Genomic DNA, 15268 nt, shown 5'->3' with positions numbered 1-15268 from the left:
TCGCGGCGAATCGCTCAGGCACCGCCGAAATAGGCAGTCAGGCTGCAATCGTTTCGCCCCGAGGTCGGGGCTCCCACAGGTTGGTTTGAGTGTCTGCTCCTGCCTTGTAGTTGCCGCTTCATGCGCAGATAAGACTTTGAACAGGCTCCAAGTCGATCAGCAGGTACGCAGCGCTTCGCTGTGCTGCAGCATGTCGATCATCGCATCGACCATGGCATGGGCATGGGCTTGCAGGTCGTAGGCGTCGGTATTGAGCAGCCAGTGGGCCTGCAGGCCGTCCATGTAAGCATGCAGGCAGATCGCTGCGCGCTGGCAGTCGAGGTTGGCTGGCAGTTGGTTGCGGTTGACGGCATTACGTAATGTTCTGGCAATGCGTTGGTCGCATTCTTGCTGGAACACCTGCATCTGCTGGCGCAGGCCGCCGAGCTCGGAGCTGTATTCGCATTTGTATTGCAGAATTTCTCCGACCCGACGGCATTCGCTGTCGGCGTGCATACGCAACAGCAGCTGCACCAGTAGTTGGCGCATGTTGCCCAATGGGTCAGGTTCGTCCTCGCTTTCGCAGGCGCGAGACAGTTCTTCCTGGGGCAGCAGGCGACGGTCGAGCATGGCCTGGAATACGTCGACCTTGTTCTGGAAGTGCCAGTAGATGGCCCCGCGCGTTACGCCGGCTGCGGCGGCGATGTCCGCCAGCGAGGTGGCCGACACGCCATTGGCATAGAACACCCGCTCAGCGGCATCAAGAATCTGCGCGCGGGTTTCTTCGGCTTCCTCTTTGGTGCGTCTGGCCATAGCGCGGCTTCCAGGCGTAAAAAATTCGGATCAAAACCCCTGTCCGGGGTCACACAGGCGCGCAGTGTCACACAAAAAGATGCATTTACAAACATTCTCGAACGTAAGTATATTTGCGCTCTATTTCCCAGTATCCACCTCGGCTATCTGCCAGGTACCGCCCCCCGCGGCTCGAATCACTTAGACATGAGGTCCTTTCAGATGCAGAAGAAGCCAGCCTTCGCCGCTATGGTTTCCGCTATCGCTCTGGCCACGCTGACGCTCGCTGGCTGCAGCGATGAGGCTGCTCCGCCACCGCGTCAGGCGCCGACTGTCGGCATCGTCACGCTGCAGGCAGAGCCTTACACGCTGACCACCGAACTGCCGGGCAGAACCGCCGCCTACCGCATCGCCGAGGTGCGTCCGCAGGTCGACGGCATCATCCAGAAGCGCCTGTTCGAGGAAGGTTCCGAGGTCAAGGCTGGCCAGCAGCTTTACCAGATCGACGCGGCGGTATACGAGGCAGCAGCCAAGAGTGCCCAGGCCACCCTGGCCTCGGCCAAGTCGCTGGCCGAGCGTTACAAGAGCCTGGTGTCCGATCAAGCCGTGAGCCGTCAGGCCTACGATGAAGCCCAGGCGTCTCGCCTGCAGGCCGAGGCCTCGCTGGAACAGGCGCGCATCAACGTGCGCTACACCAAGGTGCTGGCGCCCATCGCCGGTCGCGTCGGCCGTTCCGCCGTCACCGAAGGCGCGTTGGTCAGCAACGGCCAGACCAATGCCATGGCGACCATCCAGCAGCTCGATCCGATCTACGTCGACGTGACTCAGCCGACCAAGGACCTGCTGCGCCTGCGCCGCGAACTGGAAAGCGGTCAGCTGCAGAAGGCCAGCGATACCTCCGCCAAGGTGCAGCTGCGCCTCGAGGACGGCAGCACCTACGAGCACGAAGGTACCCTGGAATTCGCCGAAGTGTCGGTCGATGAGGGCACTGGCTCGGTAACCATGCGCGCCGTGTTCCCCAACCCTGACCACACCCTGCTGCCTGGCATGTTCGTGCATGCGCGCCTGCCCGCCGGTGTGAACAAGGAAGCGATCCTCGCGCCGCAGCAGGGTGTGACCCGCAATTCCAAGGGCGACCCGACCGCGCTGGTGGTCAACGCCGAGAACAAGGTCGAGCTGCGCCAGATCAAGGCCGAACGTACCGCTGGCAACCGCTGGCTGGTGCTCGACGGCCTGAAGTCCGGCGACAAGCTGATCACCGAGGGCCTGCAGTTCGTGCAGCCGGGGGCCGAGGTGAAAACCACCGAAGCGAAGAACGTGGCAGCGCCGCAACAGGCGGCTGACCAGGCTGAGAGCCGCTAAGGAGCGATTATACGATGTCGAATTTCTTCATCGACAGGCCGATTTTCGCCTGGGTGATCGCCTTGGTGATCATGCTGGCCGGCGGCCTGTCCATCCTCAAACTGCCGGTCAACCAGTACCCGAGCATCGCCGCGCCTGCCGTGAGCATCCAGGTCAACTACCCGGGTGCCTCCGCACAGACCGTGCAGGACACCGTGGTACAGGTGATCGAGCAGCAAATGAACGGTATCGACGGGCTGCGCTACATCAGCTCGGCGAGCAACTCCGACGGCAGCATGGAAATCGTCGTCACCTTCAACCAGGGCACCAACCCGGACATCGCCCAGGTTCAGGTGCAGAACAAGCTGCAGCTGGCCACCCCGCTGTTGCCTCAAGAGGTCCAGCAGCAGGGCCTGCGCGTCACCAAGGCGGTGAAGAACTTCCTCTTGGTGATCGGCGTGGTGTCCACCGACGGCAGCATGACCAACCAGGACCTGTCCAACTACATCGTCGCCAACATGCAAGACCCGATTTCCCGGACACCGGGCGTCGGTGACTTCCAGGTGTTCGGTGCCCAGTACGCCATGCGCATCTGGCTCGACCCCGCCAAGCTCAACAACTTTCAACTGACTCCGGTCGATGTGCGTACCGCTGTACAGGCGCAGAACGTGCAGATTTCCTCCGGCCAGTTCGGTGGCCTGCCAGCCGGCCCCGGCCAGCAGCTCAACGCCACCATCATCGGCAAGACCCGCCTGCAGACCCCCGAGCAGTTCCGTAACATTCTGCTCAAGGTCAATCGCGACGGTTCCCAGGTGCGCCTGGGCGATGTCGCCAAGGTCGAGCTGGGCGGTGAGAACTACAACATCCGTGCGCAGTTCAACGGCAACCCGGCCTCCGGTCTGGCGATCAAGCTGGCCACCGGCGCCAATGCCCTGGATACCGCCAAGGCGATCCGCGCCACCATCGAAGAGCTGAAACCGTTCTTCCCGGCCGGCATGGAAGTGGTGATGCCGTACGACTCCACGCCTGTGGTGCAGGAGTCTATCCATGGCGTGATCATGACCCTGATCGAAGCCTTCGTGCTGGTCTTCCTGGTCATGTACCTGTTCCTGCAGAACTTCCGCGCCACATTGATCCCCACCCTGGCCGTACCGGTGGTACTGCTCGGCACCTTCGGCGTGCTGGCGGTGTTCGGCTACAGCATCAACACCCTGACGATGTTCGCCATGATCCTGGCCATCGGCCTGCTGGTGGACGATGCCATCGTGGTGGTCGAGAACGTCGAGCGGGTGATGCGCGAAGAGGGGCTGTCACCGCTCGAGGCGACGCGAAAATCCATGGGCCAGATCCAGGGCGCGCTGGTCGGTATCGGCGTGGTGCTGTCGGCGGTACTGCTGCCGATGGCCTTCTTCGGCGGCTCGGTGGGCGTGATCTACCGGCAGTTCTCGATCACCATCGTTTCGGCCATGGTGCTTTCGGTGATCCTCGCGCTGATCTTCACGCCGGCGCTGTGCGCCACCATGCTCAAACCGATCGCCAAGGGCGAGCACCATGAGAAGGGCGGCTTCTTCGGCTGGTTCAACCGTACCTTCGAGCGTAGCGTCAACGGCTACGAGCGTGGTGTACGCGGCGTGGTCAAGCGCAAGGCGCCGTTCCTGATCATCTACGCGATCATCGTGGCGGTGGCAGGCTGGCTGTTCACCCTGATCCCGTCGGCGTTCCTGCCCGAGGAAGACCAGGGCGTGCTGTTCGCCCAGGTGCAGACGCCGTCCGGCTCCAGTGCCGAGCGTACTCAGGCGGTCGTCGACGACATGCGCAAGTACCTGCTCGAAGACGAGAAGGACGTGGTCAATTCGGTGTTCACCGTGACCGGCTTCAACTTCGCCGGCCGTGGCCAGAGCTCGGGTATGGCGTTCATCATGCTCAAGCCGTGGTCCGAGCGTACCGCTGCCGGCACCAGCGTCGCCGAGCTGGCGCAGCGTGCCCAGGGCCGCTTCTTCGGTGGCGAGTTCCGCGATGCCATGGTGTTCGCCTTCGCCCCGCCTGCGGTCATGGAGCTGGGTAACGCAACCGGCTTCAACCTGTTCCTGCAGGACCGTGCCGGCGTCGGCCAGGCCACCCTGAACGAAGCCCGTGACAAGTTCCTGCAACTGGCCAACCAGAGCCCGGTGCTCAGCAGCGTGCGCGCCAACGGCCTGCTCGACGAGCCGCAGTACAAGCTGCTGATCGACGATGAGAAGGTGCGCACCCTGGGTGTGTCCCTGTCGGACGTCAACACCACTCTGCAGATCGGTTGGGGCGGCAGTTACGTCAACGACTTCATCGACCGCGGCCGCGTCAAGAAGGTGTACCTGCAGGGTCAAAGCGACTCGCGCATGAACCCCGAAGACCTGAGCAAGTGGCACGTACGCAACGACCAGGGCCAGATGGTGCCGTTCAGCGCCTTCGCCACTGGCGAGTGGACCTACGGCTCGCCCAAGCTGTCGCGCTACAATGGGGTGAGCGCCATCGAGATTCTCGGTGCGCCCGCGCCGGGCCACAGTTCGGGTGAGGCGATGGCCGAAGTCGAGCGCATCGCGGCCGAGTTGCCGCAGGGTGTCGGCTTCGACTGGACCGGGCAATCCTACGAGGAGCGTCTGGCGGGTTCGCAGACCCTGGCCCTCTATGCGCTGTCGCTGCTGGTGGTGTTCCTCTGCCTGGCGGCACTGTACGAGAGCTGGTCGATTCCGTTCTCGGTGATCCTGGTAGTGCCACTGGGTATCCTCGGTGCGCTGCTGTTCACCCTGGGGCGCGGATTGTCCAACGACGTGTTCTTCCAGGTGGGCCTGATCACCACCATCGGTTTGTCGGCACGGAACGCGATCCTCATCGTCGAATTCGCCAAGTCGCTGCACGAGCAGGGCATGAGCCATCTCGAGGCGGCGGTCGAGGCGTGCCGCATGCGACTGCGCCCGATCATCATGACCTCCCTGGCGTTCATCCTGGGTGTGGTTCCGCTGGCCATTTCCAGCGGCGCGGGTGCCGGCAGCAAACATGCCATCGGTACCGGTGTGATCGGCGGTATGCTTACCGCGGCGGTGCTGGCGATCTTCTGGATCCCGCTGTTCTACGTGGTGGTCAGCTCGATGTTCAAGGACAAGAGCGCCAAAAAACTCAACGATGAGGAGGCCGTCCAGTGAGGCAGTCCCTGTTGTCTCTAGCCGTCGCGAGCATCGTACTCAGCGGCTGCACCATGATCCCCGACTACCAGCGCCCCGATGCGCCGGTCGACAGTGCCTGGCCCCAGGGCCAGGCGTACCAGGGCAGCGCCGTGCAGGGCTCGGTCGCGGCGGCCGATCTCGGCTGGCGCGAGTTCCTGCGTGACCCGGCCTTGCAGCGCCTGGTGGAAACCGCGCTCAACAACAACCGCGATCTGCGCGTGGCGGCATTGAACGTCGAGGCCTACCAGGCCCAGTACCGTATCCAGCGTTCGGAGCTGTTCCCCAACGTATCGGCCGATGGCAGCGGTACCCGCCAGCGTACTCCCGCTGACCTGTCGCAGACCGGCCGTTCCACGGTCGGTGGCCAGTACAGCGCGACCGTGGGCGTGAATGCCTGGGAAGTGGACTTCTTCGGTCGCCTGCGCAGCCTCAACGAGCAGACGCTGCAGCAGTACTTCGCCACCGAAGAGGCACAGCGCAGCACCCAGATCAGCCTGATCGCCAGCGTGGCCAATGCCTACCTGACGCTGCAGGCCGACGAGGCGTTGCTCAAGCTGACCCGCGAAACCCTCGGCACCTTCCAGCGCAGCCTGGAACTGACCCAGCGCAGCTTCGACGTCGGTGTGACCGATGCCCTGTCCCTGAGCCAGGCGCGCACCTCGGTGCAGACCGCCCAGGCCAACCTGGCGCAGTACACCCGCCAGGTTGCCCAGGATCGCAACGCCCTGGGCGTGCTGCTCGGCGGCCCGGTGCCGGCCGACCTGCCGCAGGGCGAGGGGCTGAACAAGCAACTGCTGGCCGACGTGCCGGCGGGCCTGCCGTCCGACCTGCTGCAACGCCGCCCCGACGTGCTGCAGGCCGAGCGTGAACTGCTCGCTGCTAACGCCAGCATCGGCGCTGCACGTGCCGCGTTCTTCCCGAGCATCAGCCTGACCGCCAACGCCGGTACCGCCAGCCGCCAGCTGTCGGGCCTGTTCGACGGTGGTTCGGGCACCTGGCTGTTCCAGCCGCAGATCAACCTGCCGATCTTCACGGCCGGTCGCCTGCGCGCCAACCTCGACTACGCCGAGATCCAGAAGAACATCCAGGTGGCGAACTACGAGAAAGCGGTGCAGACCGCCTTCCAGGAAGTCTCCGATGGCCTTGCCGCGCGGGGTACCTTCGAGGAGCAACTGCAGGCGCAGCGCAGCCTGGTGGAAACCTCCGAGAACTACTACGACCTGGCCGACCGCCGTTTCCGTACCGGCGTGGACAGCTACCTGACCCTGCTCGATGCCCAGCGCCAGCTGTTCAGCGCCGAGCAGCAACTGATCGGCGTACGCCTGTCGCAGCTCACCAGCGAGATCAACCTGTACAAGGCGCTCGGTGGCGGCTGGAACGAGCGTACCCAGAGCGCACCGGCCACTGCGGCCGCACCGCAGCCCTGATCGGTTGCGGTCAGCCACTAAAGAACCCCGCGATCGCGGGGTTTTTTTATGGGCGTCAGGTTCTTACTGCGGTGTCTGCACGCGCGCCGAGCTGCTCATCTTGTGGCGAACCAGCTGGATAACGCCCGGCAGGATCGACACGATGATGATGCCGATGATCAGGTAGTGCAGGTTGCTCTGCACCGCCGGCAGGTTGCCGAAGAAGTAGCCGCCGTAGGTGAACAGGGTGACCCACAGGATCGCGCCGACCACGTTGTAGGCGGCGAAATGGGCGTAGCTCATGCGGCCCATGCCGGCGACGAAGGGCGCGAAGGTGCGCACGATCGGCACGAAGCGCGCCAGGATGATGGTCTTGCCACCGTGGCGGGCATAGAACTGCTGGGTGATTTCCAGGTGGCGGCGGCGAAAGATCTTCGAGTCCGGGTTACGGAACAGTCGCTGGCCCATGAAGCGGCCAATGGTGTAGTTCAGTGCGTCGCCGAGAATCGCCGCGGTGATCAGCAGCAGCACCAGCAGGTGCACGTTCATGGTGCCGTGCACGGCGATGGCGCCGGCCACGAACAGCAGCGAGTCACCGGGCAGGAACGGCGTGACCACCAGGCCGGTTTCGCAGAACACGATCAGGAACAGGATCGCGTAGATCCAGGTGCCGTATTGAGCGGTCAGGGCCGCCAGGTGCTGGTCGATATGCAGAATGAAATCGATAACCAGGTGAATGAATTCCATCGAGGGCTCCAACGATAGGGCAGCCCGATGACGATCCGGGCGGGCTGCTTGGGGGCGGCATTATGCTCGCATCGGCGTGCAAAGGCGCGAGGCTGAGGCAGGGTTTTGAGCTCTCGGCTCTGCAAGCGTTCCCTGCGGCGAGCGCGGTGCGATGAACGTAAACGTGGCCAGACGGCCGAGAGTTATTGCTTGCTGCGTGGCTGGATATGCAGCTCGGTGGTTTGGGCGTCCTTGGCCTGCAGGGTGGCCGGGTCGCGCTTGCTGCCGTCCTGCTGGGCGCGCTGTTTGGCGAGGGCGGCCATGCGCTCCGACCAGGCGAATTGCAGCTCGCGGTATTGCGGTGCTACTGCCGCGCTGTTGAGACGCGCCTGTTCCTGCCAGAACTCGGTATCACCGCGCCACCAGGGGTCTTCCCCGGGCGCCAACGGCTCTATCGGCGCAACCTTGGGGGCGGCAGCCGGAGCCGGGGTGACCTTGATGGTGGTCGGCGCCGCCTGCTGATGCGCCGGATAGAATCGGGCGAACAGATGAGCAGCCCCATAAGCCAGCGCGGCGCCAACGGCCACCGCAAGGGCGCTGCGCGCGAACTCACTGCGCGGGCTTTTGGGTTTGCTTGCTGAAACTTTCATCATCCATCCCTAGAAGAGAAAGAACCGACACGAGGCATGACGGAACCTGCGTGAATGATAGCCACTTACGCGGCGTCGTTGAGCTTTATTTCCGTGTCGGTGCAGCGTGCCAGAGCGGTTACTTGCCCTTGATGATGCGCTGGATGGTGCCGGTGTTGTTGTTGAGCAACACGTAGTCGGTACCAATCTTCACCCAGTGCTCGTGCTCCTTGTCTTCGGGCTCCGGCAGGTTGTGCTTTTTCAGGTCCTTGATCGCGTAATCGTCACGCCAGTACTTGTGCGGTGCCGGGGTGCCTTCCTTGAGGTCACCGATGTGCATCGGATCCTTGGCTTGCGGATCTTCCTGGTCCGGCTGCTGCTTGAGCACCTGATCCTGATAGACCTCACGGGCCGGTTCCTGCTCGGCCGGATCGGCCGCATGGGCCATGCCGCTGACCAGCAGGGCGCCAAACAAGATGCTGAGGTTACGCGTGGGTTTCATGTGGCTCTCCTTAATCCGTGTCCATATGAATGGACAGGATCAGGTTGCGGAAAACTCAACCTAAATTTTCGTCACCCCACCGGCCTGTCGTCTTCTTATACCGCGTTGCCGGTGACACTTCTGCACACCCCGCCGAACGGCAGGTTTTTTCCGTGAACCTTCGGGCTGCAGGGGGGCACTACTTATTCACGTACCTGATTCGAGTGACCCATGCCTGTTGCTGTTTTTCTTGCCCTGGTGTTCGGCTGCGTCGGCGCCGTACTCATGGGCATCGGCCTTTCCCGGCGCCGCGTCAGCCGCGACTGGCTGTGCGCGCAAGGGCGTATCATCGCCAGTGACTGGGGGCTCAGCACGCCGAGCCGTTATCCGCGTTTCGAGTGGCGCGACGAGCACGGCAACCTGCACATGCACGAGAGCAGCATGAGCAGTTGGCGCCACTACCGCAAAGGCGACCTGGTGGCGGTGCGCTACGACCCGGCCTTCCCTAAGCGCGCGGTGATCGACACCCCGGTGCAGCGCGGCGCCTCGTTCTTCTGGCTGGGCGGGCTGCTGTGCGGCATCGCTGGCCTGTTTCTGTTGGTTGAGCTGCTGCTCAACTAGCCGACCGTTTCCAGCCGCCGTTTCGAGCGGCTGTGACCATTGAGCACATACGTCCAATAACGCCGCTCGACGCAGCGGCATAGTGGCTGCACGGTCGGCCATGGCCACAGGCTTGCTGATCGTCACGCCGCAGGCCATGGCCTCGCGGATCGATTTCGCCGCCAGGGACGCCTCTTCGATGCCAGCCATTCAACCGAGCGATGTGCTGACCCTGGTCATCCAGCACAAGGTGCGCCCAGGTTGCCTGCCGGCCTACGAAGCCTGGCTCAAGCGTGCCCTGGCCGCTGCCGAACAGCAGCCCGGCCACCTGGGCGTCAACGTGATCCGTACGGATGGGCAGGGCGGTGCCTTAACCACCGTGCTGCGCTTCGCCGAAGGCTGGCAACTGGACGAGTGGATCGCCTCGGATCGCCGGCGTCTGCTGATCGACGAAGTGCTGCCGCTGCTCGAAGGCGGCGACCAGATCCAGGTCAGCCGCGACCACGAATTCTGGTTCACCCCCGAACATGCCCAGGCGCCCCAGCCGGCGAAGTGGAAGCAGGCGGTGCTGACCTACCTGGTCATCTGCCCGTTGACCATGATCATCCCGCTGCTGTGGCAGCCGCTGTTCCAGCAGTACCCGGCGCTGGCGGGCGTGGTACCGAGCAACCTGCTGATCACCCTGTGCATCGTCGTGCCGGTGGTGTTCTGGATCATGCCGGCGGTCACCCGCTGGAGCGCCGGCTGGCTGAGCGCCCGCTGACTTCCCCCTACGTTTCTACCCGAGAGGTAATTTCCATGAGCACATTCACGACCCGTGACGGCACCGAGATCTATTTCAAGGACTGGGGCAGCGGCAAGCCCGTGCTGTTCAGCCATGGCTGGCCGCTGGACGCCGACATGTGGGAATACCAGATGCAGTACCTGAGCAGCCGCGGCTACCGCACCATCGCCTTCGACCGTCGCGGTTTCGGGCGTTCCAGCCAGCCGTGGACGGGCTACGACTACGACACGTTCGCCAACGACATCGCCCAACTGATCGAACACCTCGACCTGCATGACGTGACCCTGGTGGGCTTTTCCATGGGCGGCGGCGACGTCAGCCGCTATATCGGCCGCCACGGCACGTCACGGGTGAGCAAGCTGGCGCTGCTCGGCGCGGTCACGCCGATCTTCGGCAAGGCCGCGGATTTCCCCGAGGGCGTCGACGCCTCGGTATTCGCCGGCATCAAGGACGGCCTGCTCAAGGACCGCGCGCAGTTCATCAGCGATTTCGCCACGCCGTTCTATGGCATCGACAAGGGCCACGCGATCTCCGATGGCGTGCTCACCCAGACCCTCAACATCGCGCTGCTGGCGTCGCTCAAGGGCACCGTCGACTGCGTGACCGCGTTCTCGGAAACCGATTTCCGCGCCGACATGGCCAAGGTCGATGTACCGACCCTGGTGATCCACGGCGACGCCGACGCCATCGTGCCGTTCGAAACCACCGGCCGCCTCGCCGCGCAGATGATCGAGGGCGCCGAACTGAAGGTGTACGAGGGCGCGCCCCACGGCTTCGCCGTGACCCATCAGCAGCGTCTGAACGAAGACCTGCTGGCCTTCGTGTCCCGCTGATCGACCGGAGCGCCCAGCCATGACCAATGATCCCAAAGACCCGAAACGCCGCCAGGTCGTTGCTGCCGGTGGCCTGCTCGGCGCGGCTGGCGCGCTGTGGTCCGCCTTACCCTTTGCCGGCGGTGCCGGCTATGCATTCGGAGCCAACATGAACGACGCCGACTTGATCCTGCTCAACGGCAAATTCCACACCGTGGACCCCGAGCGCCCGCATGCGAGCGCCGTGGCGATCAAGGATGGCCGCTTCGTCGCGGTCGGCAGCGACGCCGAGGCCATGGCCATCAAGGGCGCCGCCACCCAGGTCATCGACCTCAACAAGCGCACCGCGATTCCCGGCCTCAACGACTCGCACCTGCACCTGATCCGCGGCGGCCTGAACTACAACCTCGAGCTGCGCTGGGAAGGCGTGCCGTCGCTGGCCGATGCCCTGCGCATGCTCAAGGACCAGGCCGACCGCACGCCCACCCCGCAATGGGTGCGCGTGGTCGGGGGCTGGAACGAATTCCAGTTCGCCGAAAAGCGTATGCCGACCCTGGCCGAGATCAACCAGGCGGCGCCGGACACCCCGGTGTTCCTGCTGCACCTCTATGACCGCGCCTTGCTCAACCGCGCCGCCCTGCGGGTGGTCGGCTACACCAAGGACACGCCCAACCCGCCCGGTGGCGAAATCCAGCGTGACGCCAATGGCGAACCCACCGGCATGCTGATCGCCCGCCCCAACGCGATGATCCTCTACTCGACCCTGTCCAAAGGGCCGAAGCTGCCCCTCGAATACCAGGTCAATTCGACCCGCCAGTTCATGCGCGAGCTCAATCGCCTGGGCCTGACCAGCGCCATCGATGCCGGCGGCGGTTACCAGAACTATCCGGACGACTATCAGGTGATCCAGGAGCTGGCCGACAACGATCAGTTGACCGTACGCATCGCCTACAACCTGTTCACCCAGAAGCCCAAGGAAGAGCTGGCTGACTTCCAGCAGTGGACCAGGAGCGTCACCTACGGCCAGGGTACCGACTACTTGCGCCACAACGGTGCCGGCGAGATGCTGGCATTCTCCGCCGCCGACTTCGAGGACTTCCTCGAGCCGCGCCCGGACTTGCCGCCGAACATGGAAGCCGACCTGGAGCCGGTGGTGCGCCATCTGGTCGAGCACCGCTGGCCGTTCCGCCTGCACGCCACTTACGACGAATCCATCTCGCGCATGCTCGACGTGTTCGAGAAGGTCAACCGCGACATCCCGTTCAATGGCCTGCCGTGGTTCTTCGACCATGCCGAAACCATCACCCCGAAGAACATCGAGCGGGTGAGGGCGCTGGGTGGTGGCATCGCCATCCAGCACCGCATGGCGTTCCAGGGTGAATACTTCGTCGACCGCTACGGCAAGCAGGCGGCGGAAAGTACCCCGCCGATCAAACGCATGCTCGCCGAGGGCGTACCGGTCGGCGCCGGCACCGACGCCACCCGCGTGGCCAGCTACAACCCCTGGACCTCGCTGTACTGGCTGGTCAGCGGCAAGACCGTGGGCGGCACCGCGTTGTACCCCGAAGGGCTGTCGCGGGAAGTCGCGCTGCAACTGTTCACCCAGGGCAGCGCCTGGTTCTCCAACGAGCAGGGCAAGAAGGGGCAGATCCGCGTGGGTCAGCTGGCCGACGTGGCGGTGCTTTCCCAGGACTATTTCAGCGTGTCCGAGGAAGCCATCAAGTACCTCGAGTCGGTGCTCACCGTGGTCGGCGGCAAGGTGGTCTACGGCGCCGACGAGTTCGACAAGTACGGCAACCCACCGCTGCCGGTACTGCCGGACTGGTCGCCGGTGGCCAAGGTGCCGGGACACTGGAAGCCGGCTGCGCCGCTGCAGGCCGCCGCGCACCAGTGCGTCGGCTCCTGCGCGGTGCATGCCCACAGCCATGAGCGCGCGCGGCAGAGCAAGGTGCCGGTGAGCGACTACGCCGGCTTCTGGGGCGCGTTCGGGTGTTCGTGCTTCGCGTTCTGAGGACTGTTTAGAAAGTTAAAGGACCTACGAGGAGCTTGAGAACGACTGGGTCTGTGGGAGCGTTCGCCGCACTCCGACAGGCAACACACACATTTTTATCGGCGTCTCTCCGCGCCTCGGGCACCGCTGTGCCCATTTTTTACCGACACCGACTGCTTTTTAACGAGAGAACCCATGACCCGCGTCACCCAACCAACCACCGCCGGCCCCTGGAGCCCACTGCGCACATCGGTGTTCCGCTGGCTGTGGCTGGCCAGCATTGCCTCGAACATCGGCACCTGGATGCACGAGGTCGGTGCCGGCTGGCTGATGACCTCGTTGTCGGCCAGCCCGCTCGCCGTGGCGCTGGTGCAGGTGGCGGCGGCGCTGCCGATGTTTTTCCTGGCGCTGCCCGCCGGCGCCCTGGCCGATATCGTCGACAAGCGTCGCTATCTGCTGACCGTGCAGCTGTGGATGGCGACCGTGGCGGTGCTGCTCGCCGGCCTGACGCTGCTGGGCCTGATGAACGTGCCGCTGCTCCTGTTGCTGACCCTGGCCATGGGCATAGGTACAGCGCTGATGATGCCGGCCTGGTCGGCGCTGACGCCCGAGCTGGTCGGCAAGAGCGAGCTGCCGGCTGCCGTGGCGCTGTCCAGCCTGGGCATGAACGTAGCGCGGGCCATCGGCCCGGCTATCGCGGGTGTGCTGGTGAGCCTCAGCGGCCCCTGGCTGACCTTCGCCCTCAACGCCGTGTCGTTCTTTGCGGTAATCGCTGCGCTGTACGCCTGGAAGCGCACGCCCACGGTGAGCATCCTGCCGGCCGAGCGGCTGTTCGGCGCGGTGCGGCTCGGCGTGCGTTATGCGCGCAGCGCCAAACCGCTGCAGGCTGTGCTGGCGCGCACCTTCGCGTTCTTCGTTGGCGCCAGTGCCGGCATGTCGCTGCTGCCGCTGCTGGTGCGCCGCGAGCTGCACGGTACGGCGGCGGACTTCGGCATCCTGCTCGGCTGCGTGGGCGCTGGTGCCATCGGTGGGGCGATGTTCCTGCCCAAACTGCGTGAGCGGTTGCGCAGCGACCTGATCGTCGCCGGCGCCAGCCTCGCCTATGCCGCGGTGCTGTTCGGCCTGGCCTTCATTCGCGACTTCACCCTGTTGATTCCGGTGATGCTGGTCAGCGGTGCCGCCTGGATCGCCGTGCTGTCGAGCCTGCAGGTCGCCGCGCAAACCTCCGTGCCGAGTTGGGTGCGCGCCCGCGCCCTGGCCGTCTACATCCTGGTGTTCTTTGGTTGCAGCGCCCTGGGCGGCATCGTCTGGGGCTCGCTGGCCAGCGAGTACTCGCTGAGCGTGGCCCTGGCCAGCGGCGGGGCGATGCTGGTGCTCGGCGTGCTGCTGTCCTGGCGCTTTCGCCTGCCGGTCACCGATGCCGAGGACCTGGCGCCTTCCGTGCACTGGCCGGCCCCGGTACTCAGTGCTGACCTGGACCGCGAGCGCGGCCCGGTGATGGTCACCCTCGAATACGACATCCCCCGCGAACACGCCGAGGCGTTCAGCCACGCGATGCTCGCCGTGCGCGCCATGCGCCGGCGCAACGGCGCGCTGTCCTGGGGGCTGCTGCAGGACAGCGAGAACCCGCACCTCTGGCAGGAATTCTTCTTCGACGCCTCCTGGCTCGAACACCTGCGCCATCACGGCCGCGTCACCGTGGCCGAGCAGCGCATCGAGGCCGCCGCCCGTCAGTACCAGCGCGAAGGCGTTCCGGTACGCATCCGCCATCTGCTCGGTGTGCCCGAGCCGCGAGCGGTCGATTCCCGTTTTCCCACCCCACCCGGAGTTTCATCATGAGCAAGCCCTACAACCGCCTGGACAAAGACAACGCTGCCGTTCTGCTGGTCGATCATCAGGCCGGTCTGCTGTCCCTGGTGCGTGACATCGACCCGGACAAGTTCAAGAACAACGTGCTGGCCCTGGCCGACCTCGCCAAGTTCTTCAAGCTGCCGACCATCCTCACCACCAGCTTCGAAACCGGCCCCAACGGCCCGCTGGTTCCAGAGCTGAAAGCGCTGTTCCCGGACGCGCCGTACATCGCGCGCCCAGGCCAGATCAACGCCTGGGACAACGAAGACTTCGTCAAGGCGATCAAGGCCACCGGCAAGAAGCAACTGATCATCGCTGGCGTGGTGACCGAAGTGTGCGTGGCGTTCCCGGCCCTGGCGGCCATCGAGGAAGGCTTCGACGTGTTCGTGGTGACCGATGCTTCCGGCACCTTCAACCAGATCAGCCGCGACTCGGCCTGGCAGCGCATGACCGCCGCCGGCGCGCAACTGATGAACTGGTTCGCCGTGGCCTGCGAGCTGCACCGCGACTGGCGCAACGACGTGGAAGGGCTGGCGAAGATCTGCTCGGATCACATTCCGGACTACCGCAACCTGATCACCAGCTACTCGGCGCTCACCGAAGGCAAGTAACAGGTGAGGGTGGCTGGCGCCTCTGCCGTCCACCCATTCAGCGGGCCGCGGCGAATTTCCTTTCGC

The 15268-nt window shown here is 64.6% G+C and carries 13 protein-coding genes; 9 read left to right on the top strand and 4 right to left on the bottom strand.

The window, feature by feature from the left end; all coding sequences use genetic code 11:
• Window positions 1-156: 156 nt before the first annotated feature.
• Window positions 157-792 carry a TetR family transcriptional regulator gene (locus BVH06_RS16180; protein ID WP_075934772.1) on the bottom strand — a complete coding sequence of 212 codons (636 nt, stop codon included), beginning with the start codon at window positions 790-792 and terminating at the stop codon, window positions 157-159.
• A gap of 201 nt (window positions 793-993) precedes the next feature.
• Here BVH06_RS16180 and BVH06_RS16175 point away from each other — a divergent pair, with 201 nt between their 5' ends.
• The 3 genes from BVH06_RS16175 to BVH06_RS16165 are packed head-to-tail and all read left to right on the top strand — an operon-like array spanning window position 994 to window position 6739.
• A complete protein-coding gene (locus tag BVH06_RS16175) occupies window positions 994-2133 on the top strand; it encodes an efflux RND transporter periplasmic adaptor subunit (protein ID WP_075934771.1) in 1140 nt (379 codons plus the stop codon).
• A gap of 14 nt (window positions 2134-2147) precedes the next feature.
• Window positions 2148-5291, top strand: a complete 3144-nt coding sequence (locus BVH06_RS16170) for an efflux RND transporter permease subunit (protein ID WP_075932155.1) — start codon at window positions 2148-2150, stop codon at window positions 5289-5291.
• Window positions 5288-6739: an AdeC/AdeK/OprM family multidrug efflux complex outer membrane factor gene (locus BVH06_RS16165; RefSeq protein WP_075934770.1), complete on the top strand. Its 1452-nt coding sequence runs from the start codon at window positions 5288-5290 to the stop codon at window positions 6737-6739. Before BVH06_RS16170 ends, BVH06_RS16165 begins: the two co-directional genes overlap by 4 nt.
• Before the next feature lie 63 nt (window positions 6740-6802).
• Here BVH06_RS16165 and BVH06_RS16160 read toward each other — a convergent pair whose 3' ends face one another.
• The 3 genes from BVH06_RS16160 to BVH06_RS16150 all read right to left on the bottom strand — a co-directional run bounded on the left by BVH06_RS16160 (window position 6803) and on the right by BVH06_RS16150 (window position 8575).
• Window positions 6803-7465, bottom strand: a complete 663-nt coding sequence (locus tag BVH06_RS16160; RefSeq protein WP_075934769.1) for a DedA family protein — start codon at window positions 7463-7465, stop codon at window positions 6803-6805.
• Window positions 7466-7647: 182 nt separating this feature from the next.
• A complete protein-coding gene (locus BVH06_RS16155; protein ID WP_075932152.1) occupies window positions 7648-8094 on the bottom strand; it encodes a hypothetical protein in 447 nt (148 codons plus the stop codon).
• A gap of 118 nt (window positions 8095-8212) precedes the next feature.
• Entirely contained in the window at window positions 8213-8575 is a 363-nt protein-coding gene (locus tag BVH06_RS16150) for an RcnB family protein (RefSeq protein ID WP_075934768.1), read from the bottom strand.
• Between the two features lie 210 nt (window positions 8576-8785).
• Between BVH06_RS16150 and BVH06_RS16145 the strand changes: the two genes are divergently transcribed.
• From BVH06_RS16145 to ycaC, 6 genes are all read left to right on the top strand, one after another.
• On the top strand, window positions 8786-9175 hold the full coding sequence (locus BVH06_RS16145; RefSeq protein WP_075934767.1) for a DUF3592 domain-containing protein: 390 nt from the start codon (window positions 8786-8788) through the stop codon (window positions 9173-9175).
• 178 nt (window positions 9176-9353) lie between these two features.
• A complete protein-coding gene (locus tag BVH06_RS16140) occupies window positions 9354-9917 on the top strand; it encodes an antibiotic biosynthesis monooxygenase (RefSeq protein WP_075934774.1) in 564 nt (187 codons plus the stop codon).
• Window positions 9918-9952: 35 nt separating this feature from the next.
• Entirely contained in the window at window positions 9953-10771 is an 819-nt protein-coding gene (locus tag BVH06_RS16135) for an alpha/beta fold hydrolase (RefSeq protein ID WP_075934766.1), read from the top strand.
• 148 nt (window positions 10772-10919) lie between these two features.
• On the top strand, window positions 10920-12761 hold the full coding sequence (locus BVH06_RS16130) for an amidohydrolase (RefSeq protein ID WP_168172918.1): 1842 nt from the start codon (window positions 10920-10922) through the stop codon (window positions 12759-12761).
• 174 nt (window positions 12762-12935) lie between these two features.
• Entirely contained in the window at window positions 12936-14579 is a 1644-nt protein-coding gene (locus BVH06_RS16125; protein ID WP_075934764.1) for an MFS transporter, read from the top strand.
• A complete protein-coding gene (ycaC, locus tag BVH06_RS16120) occupies window positions 14576-15202 on the top strand; it encodes an isochorismate family cysteine hydrolase YcaC (RefSeq protein WP_075932146.1) in 627 nt (208 codons plus the stop codon). The genes BVH06_RS16125 and ycaC overlap by 4 nt, the downstream gene beginning before the upstream one ends.
• The last annotated feature ends 66 nt before the right edge of the window (window positions 15203-15268 follow it).

The organism is Pseudomonas sp. PA27(2017) (assembly GCF_001945445.1).
Taxonomy (GTDB): Bacteria; Pseudomonadota; Gammaproteobacteria; order Pseudomonadales; family Pseudomonadaceae; genus Aquipseudomonas.
Note: the sequence above shows the minus strand (reverse complement) of the source record. Positions and strands in the feature narration are given on the sequence as shown.

Coding starts and splice junctions, on each gene's coding strand:
- BVH06_RS16150 (WP_075934768.1), bottom strand. CDS start 8,575: ATGAAACCCACGCGTAACCTCAGCATCTTGTTTGGCGCCCTGCTGGTC.
- BVH06_RS16135 (WP_075934766.1), top strand. CDS start 9,953: ATGAGCACATTCACGACCCGTGACGGCACCGAGATCTATTTCAAGGAC.
- BVH06_RS16130 (WP_168172918.1), top strand. CDS start 10,920: ATGAACGACGCCGACTTGATCCTGCTCAACGGCAAATTCCACACCGTG.
- ycaC (WP_075932146.1), top strand. CDS start 14,576: ATGAGCAAGCCCTACAACCGCCTGGACAAAGACAACGCTGCCGTTCTG.
- BVH06_RS16175 (WP_075934771.1), top strand. CDS start 994: ATGCAGAAGAAGCCAGCCTTCGCCGCTATGGTTTCCGCTATCGCTCTG.
- BVH06_RS16140 (WP_075934774.1), top strand. CDS start 9,354: ATGCCAGCCATTCAACCGAGCGATGTGCTGACCCTGGTCATCCAGCAC.
- BVH06_RS16125 (WP_075934764.1), top strand. CDS start 12,936: ATGACCCGCGTCACCCAACCAACCACCGCCGGCCCCTGGAGCCCACTG.
- BVH06_RS16170 (WP_075932155.1), top strand. CDS start 2,148: ATGTCGAATTTCTTCATCGACAGGCCGATTTTCGCCTGGGTGATCGCC.
- BVH06_RS16160 (WP_075934769.1), bottom strand. CDS start 7,465: ATGGAATTCATTCACCTGGTTATCGATTTCATTCTGCATATCGACCAG.
- BVH06_RS16155 (WP_075932152.1), bottom strand. CDS start 8,094: ATGAAAGTTTCAGCAAGCAAACCCAAAAGCCCGCGCAGTGAGTTCGCG.
- BVH06_RS16180 (WP_075934772.1), bottom strand. CDS start 792: ATGGCCAGACGCACCAAAGAGGAAGCCGAAGAAACCCGCGCGCAGATT.
- BVH06_RS16145 (WP_075934767.1), top strand. CDS start 8,786: ATGCCTGTTGCTGTTTTTCTTGCCCTGGTGTTCGGCTGCGTCGGCGCC.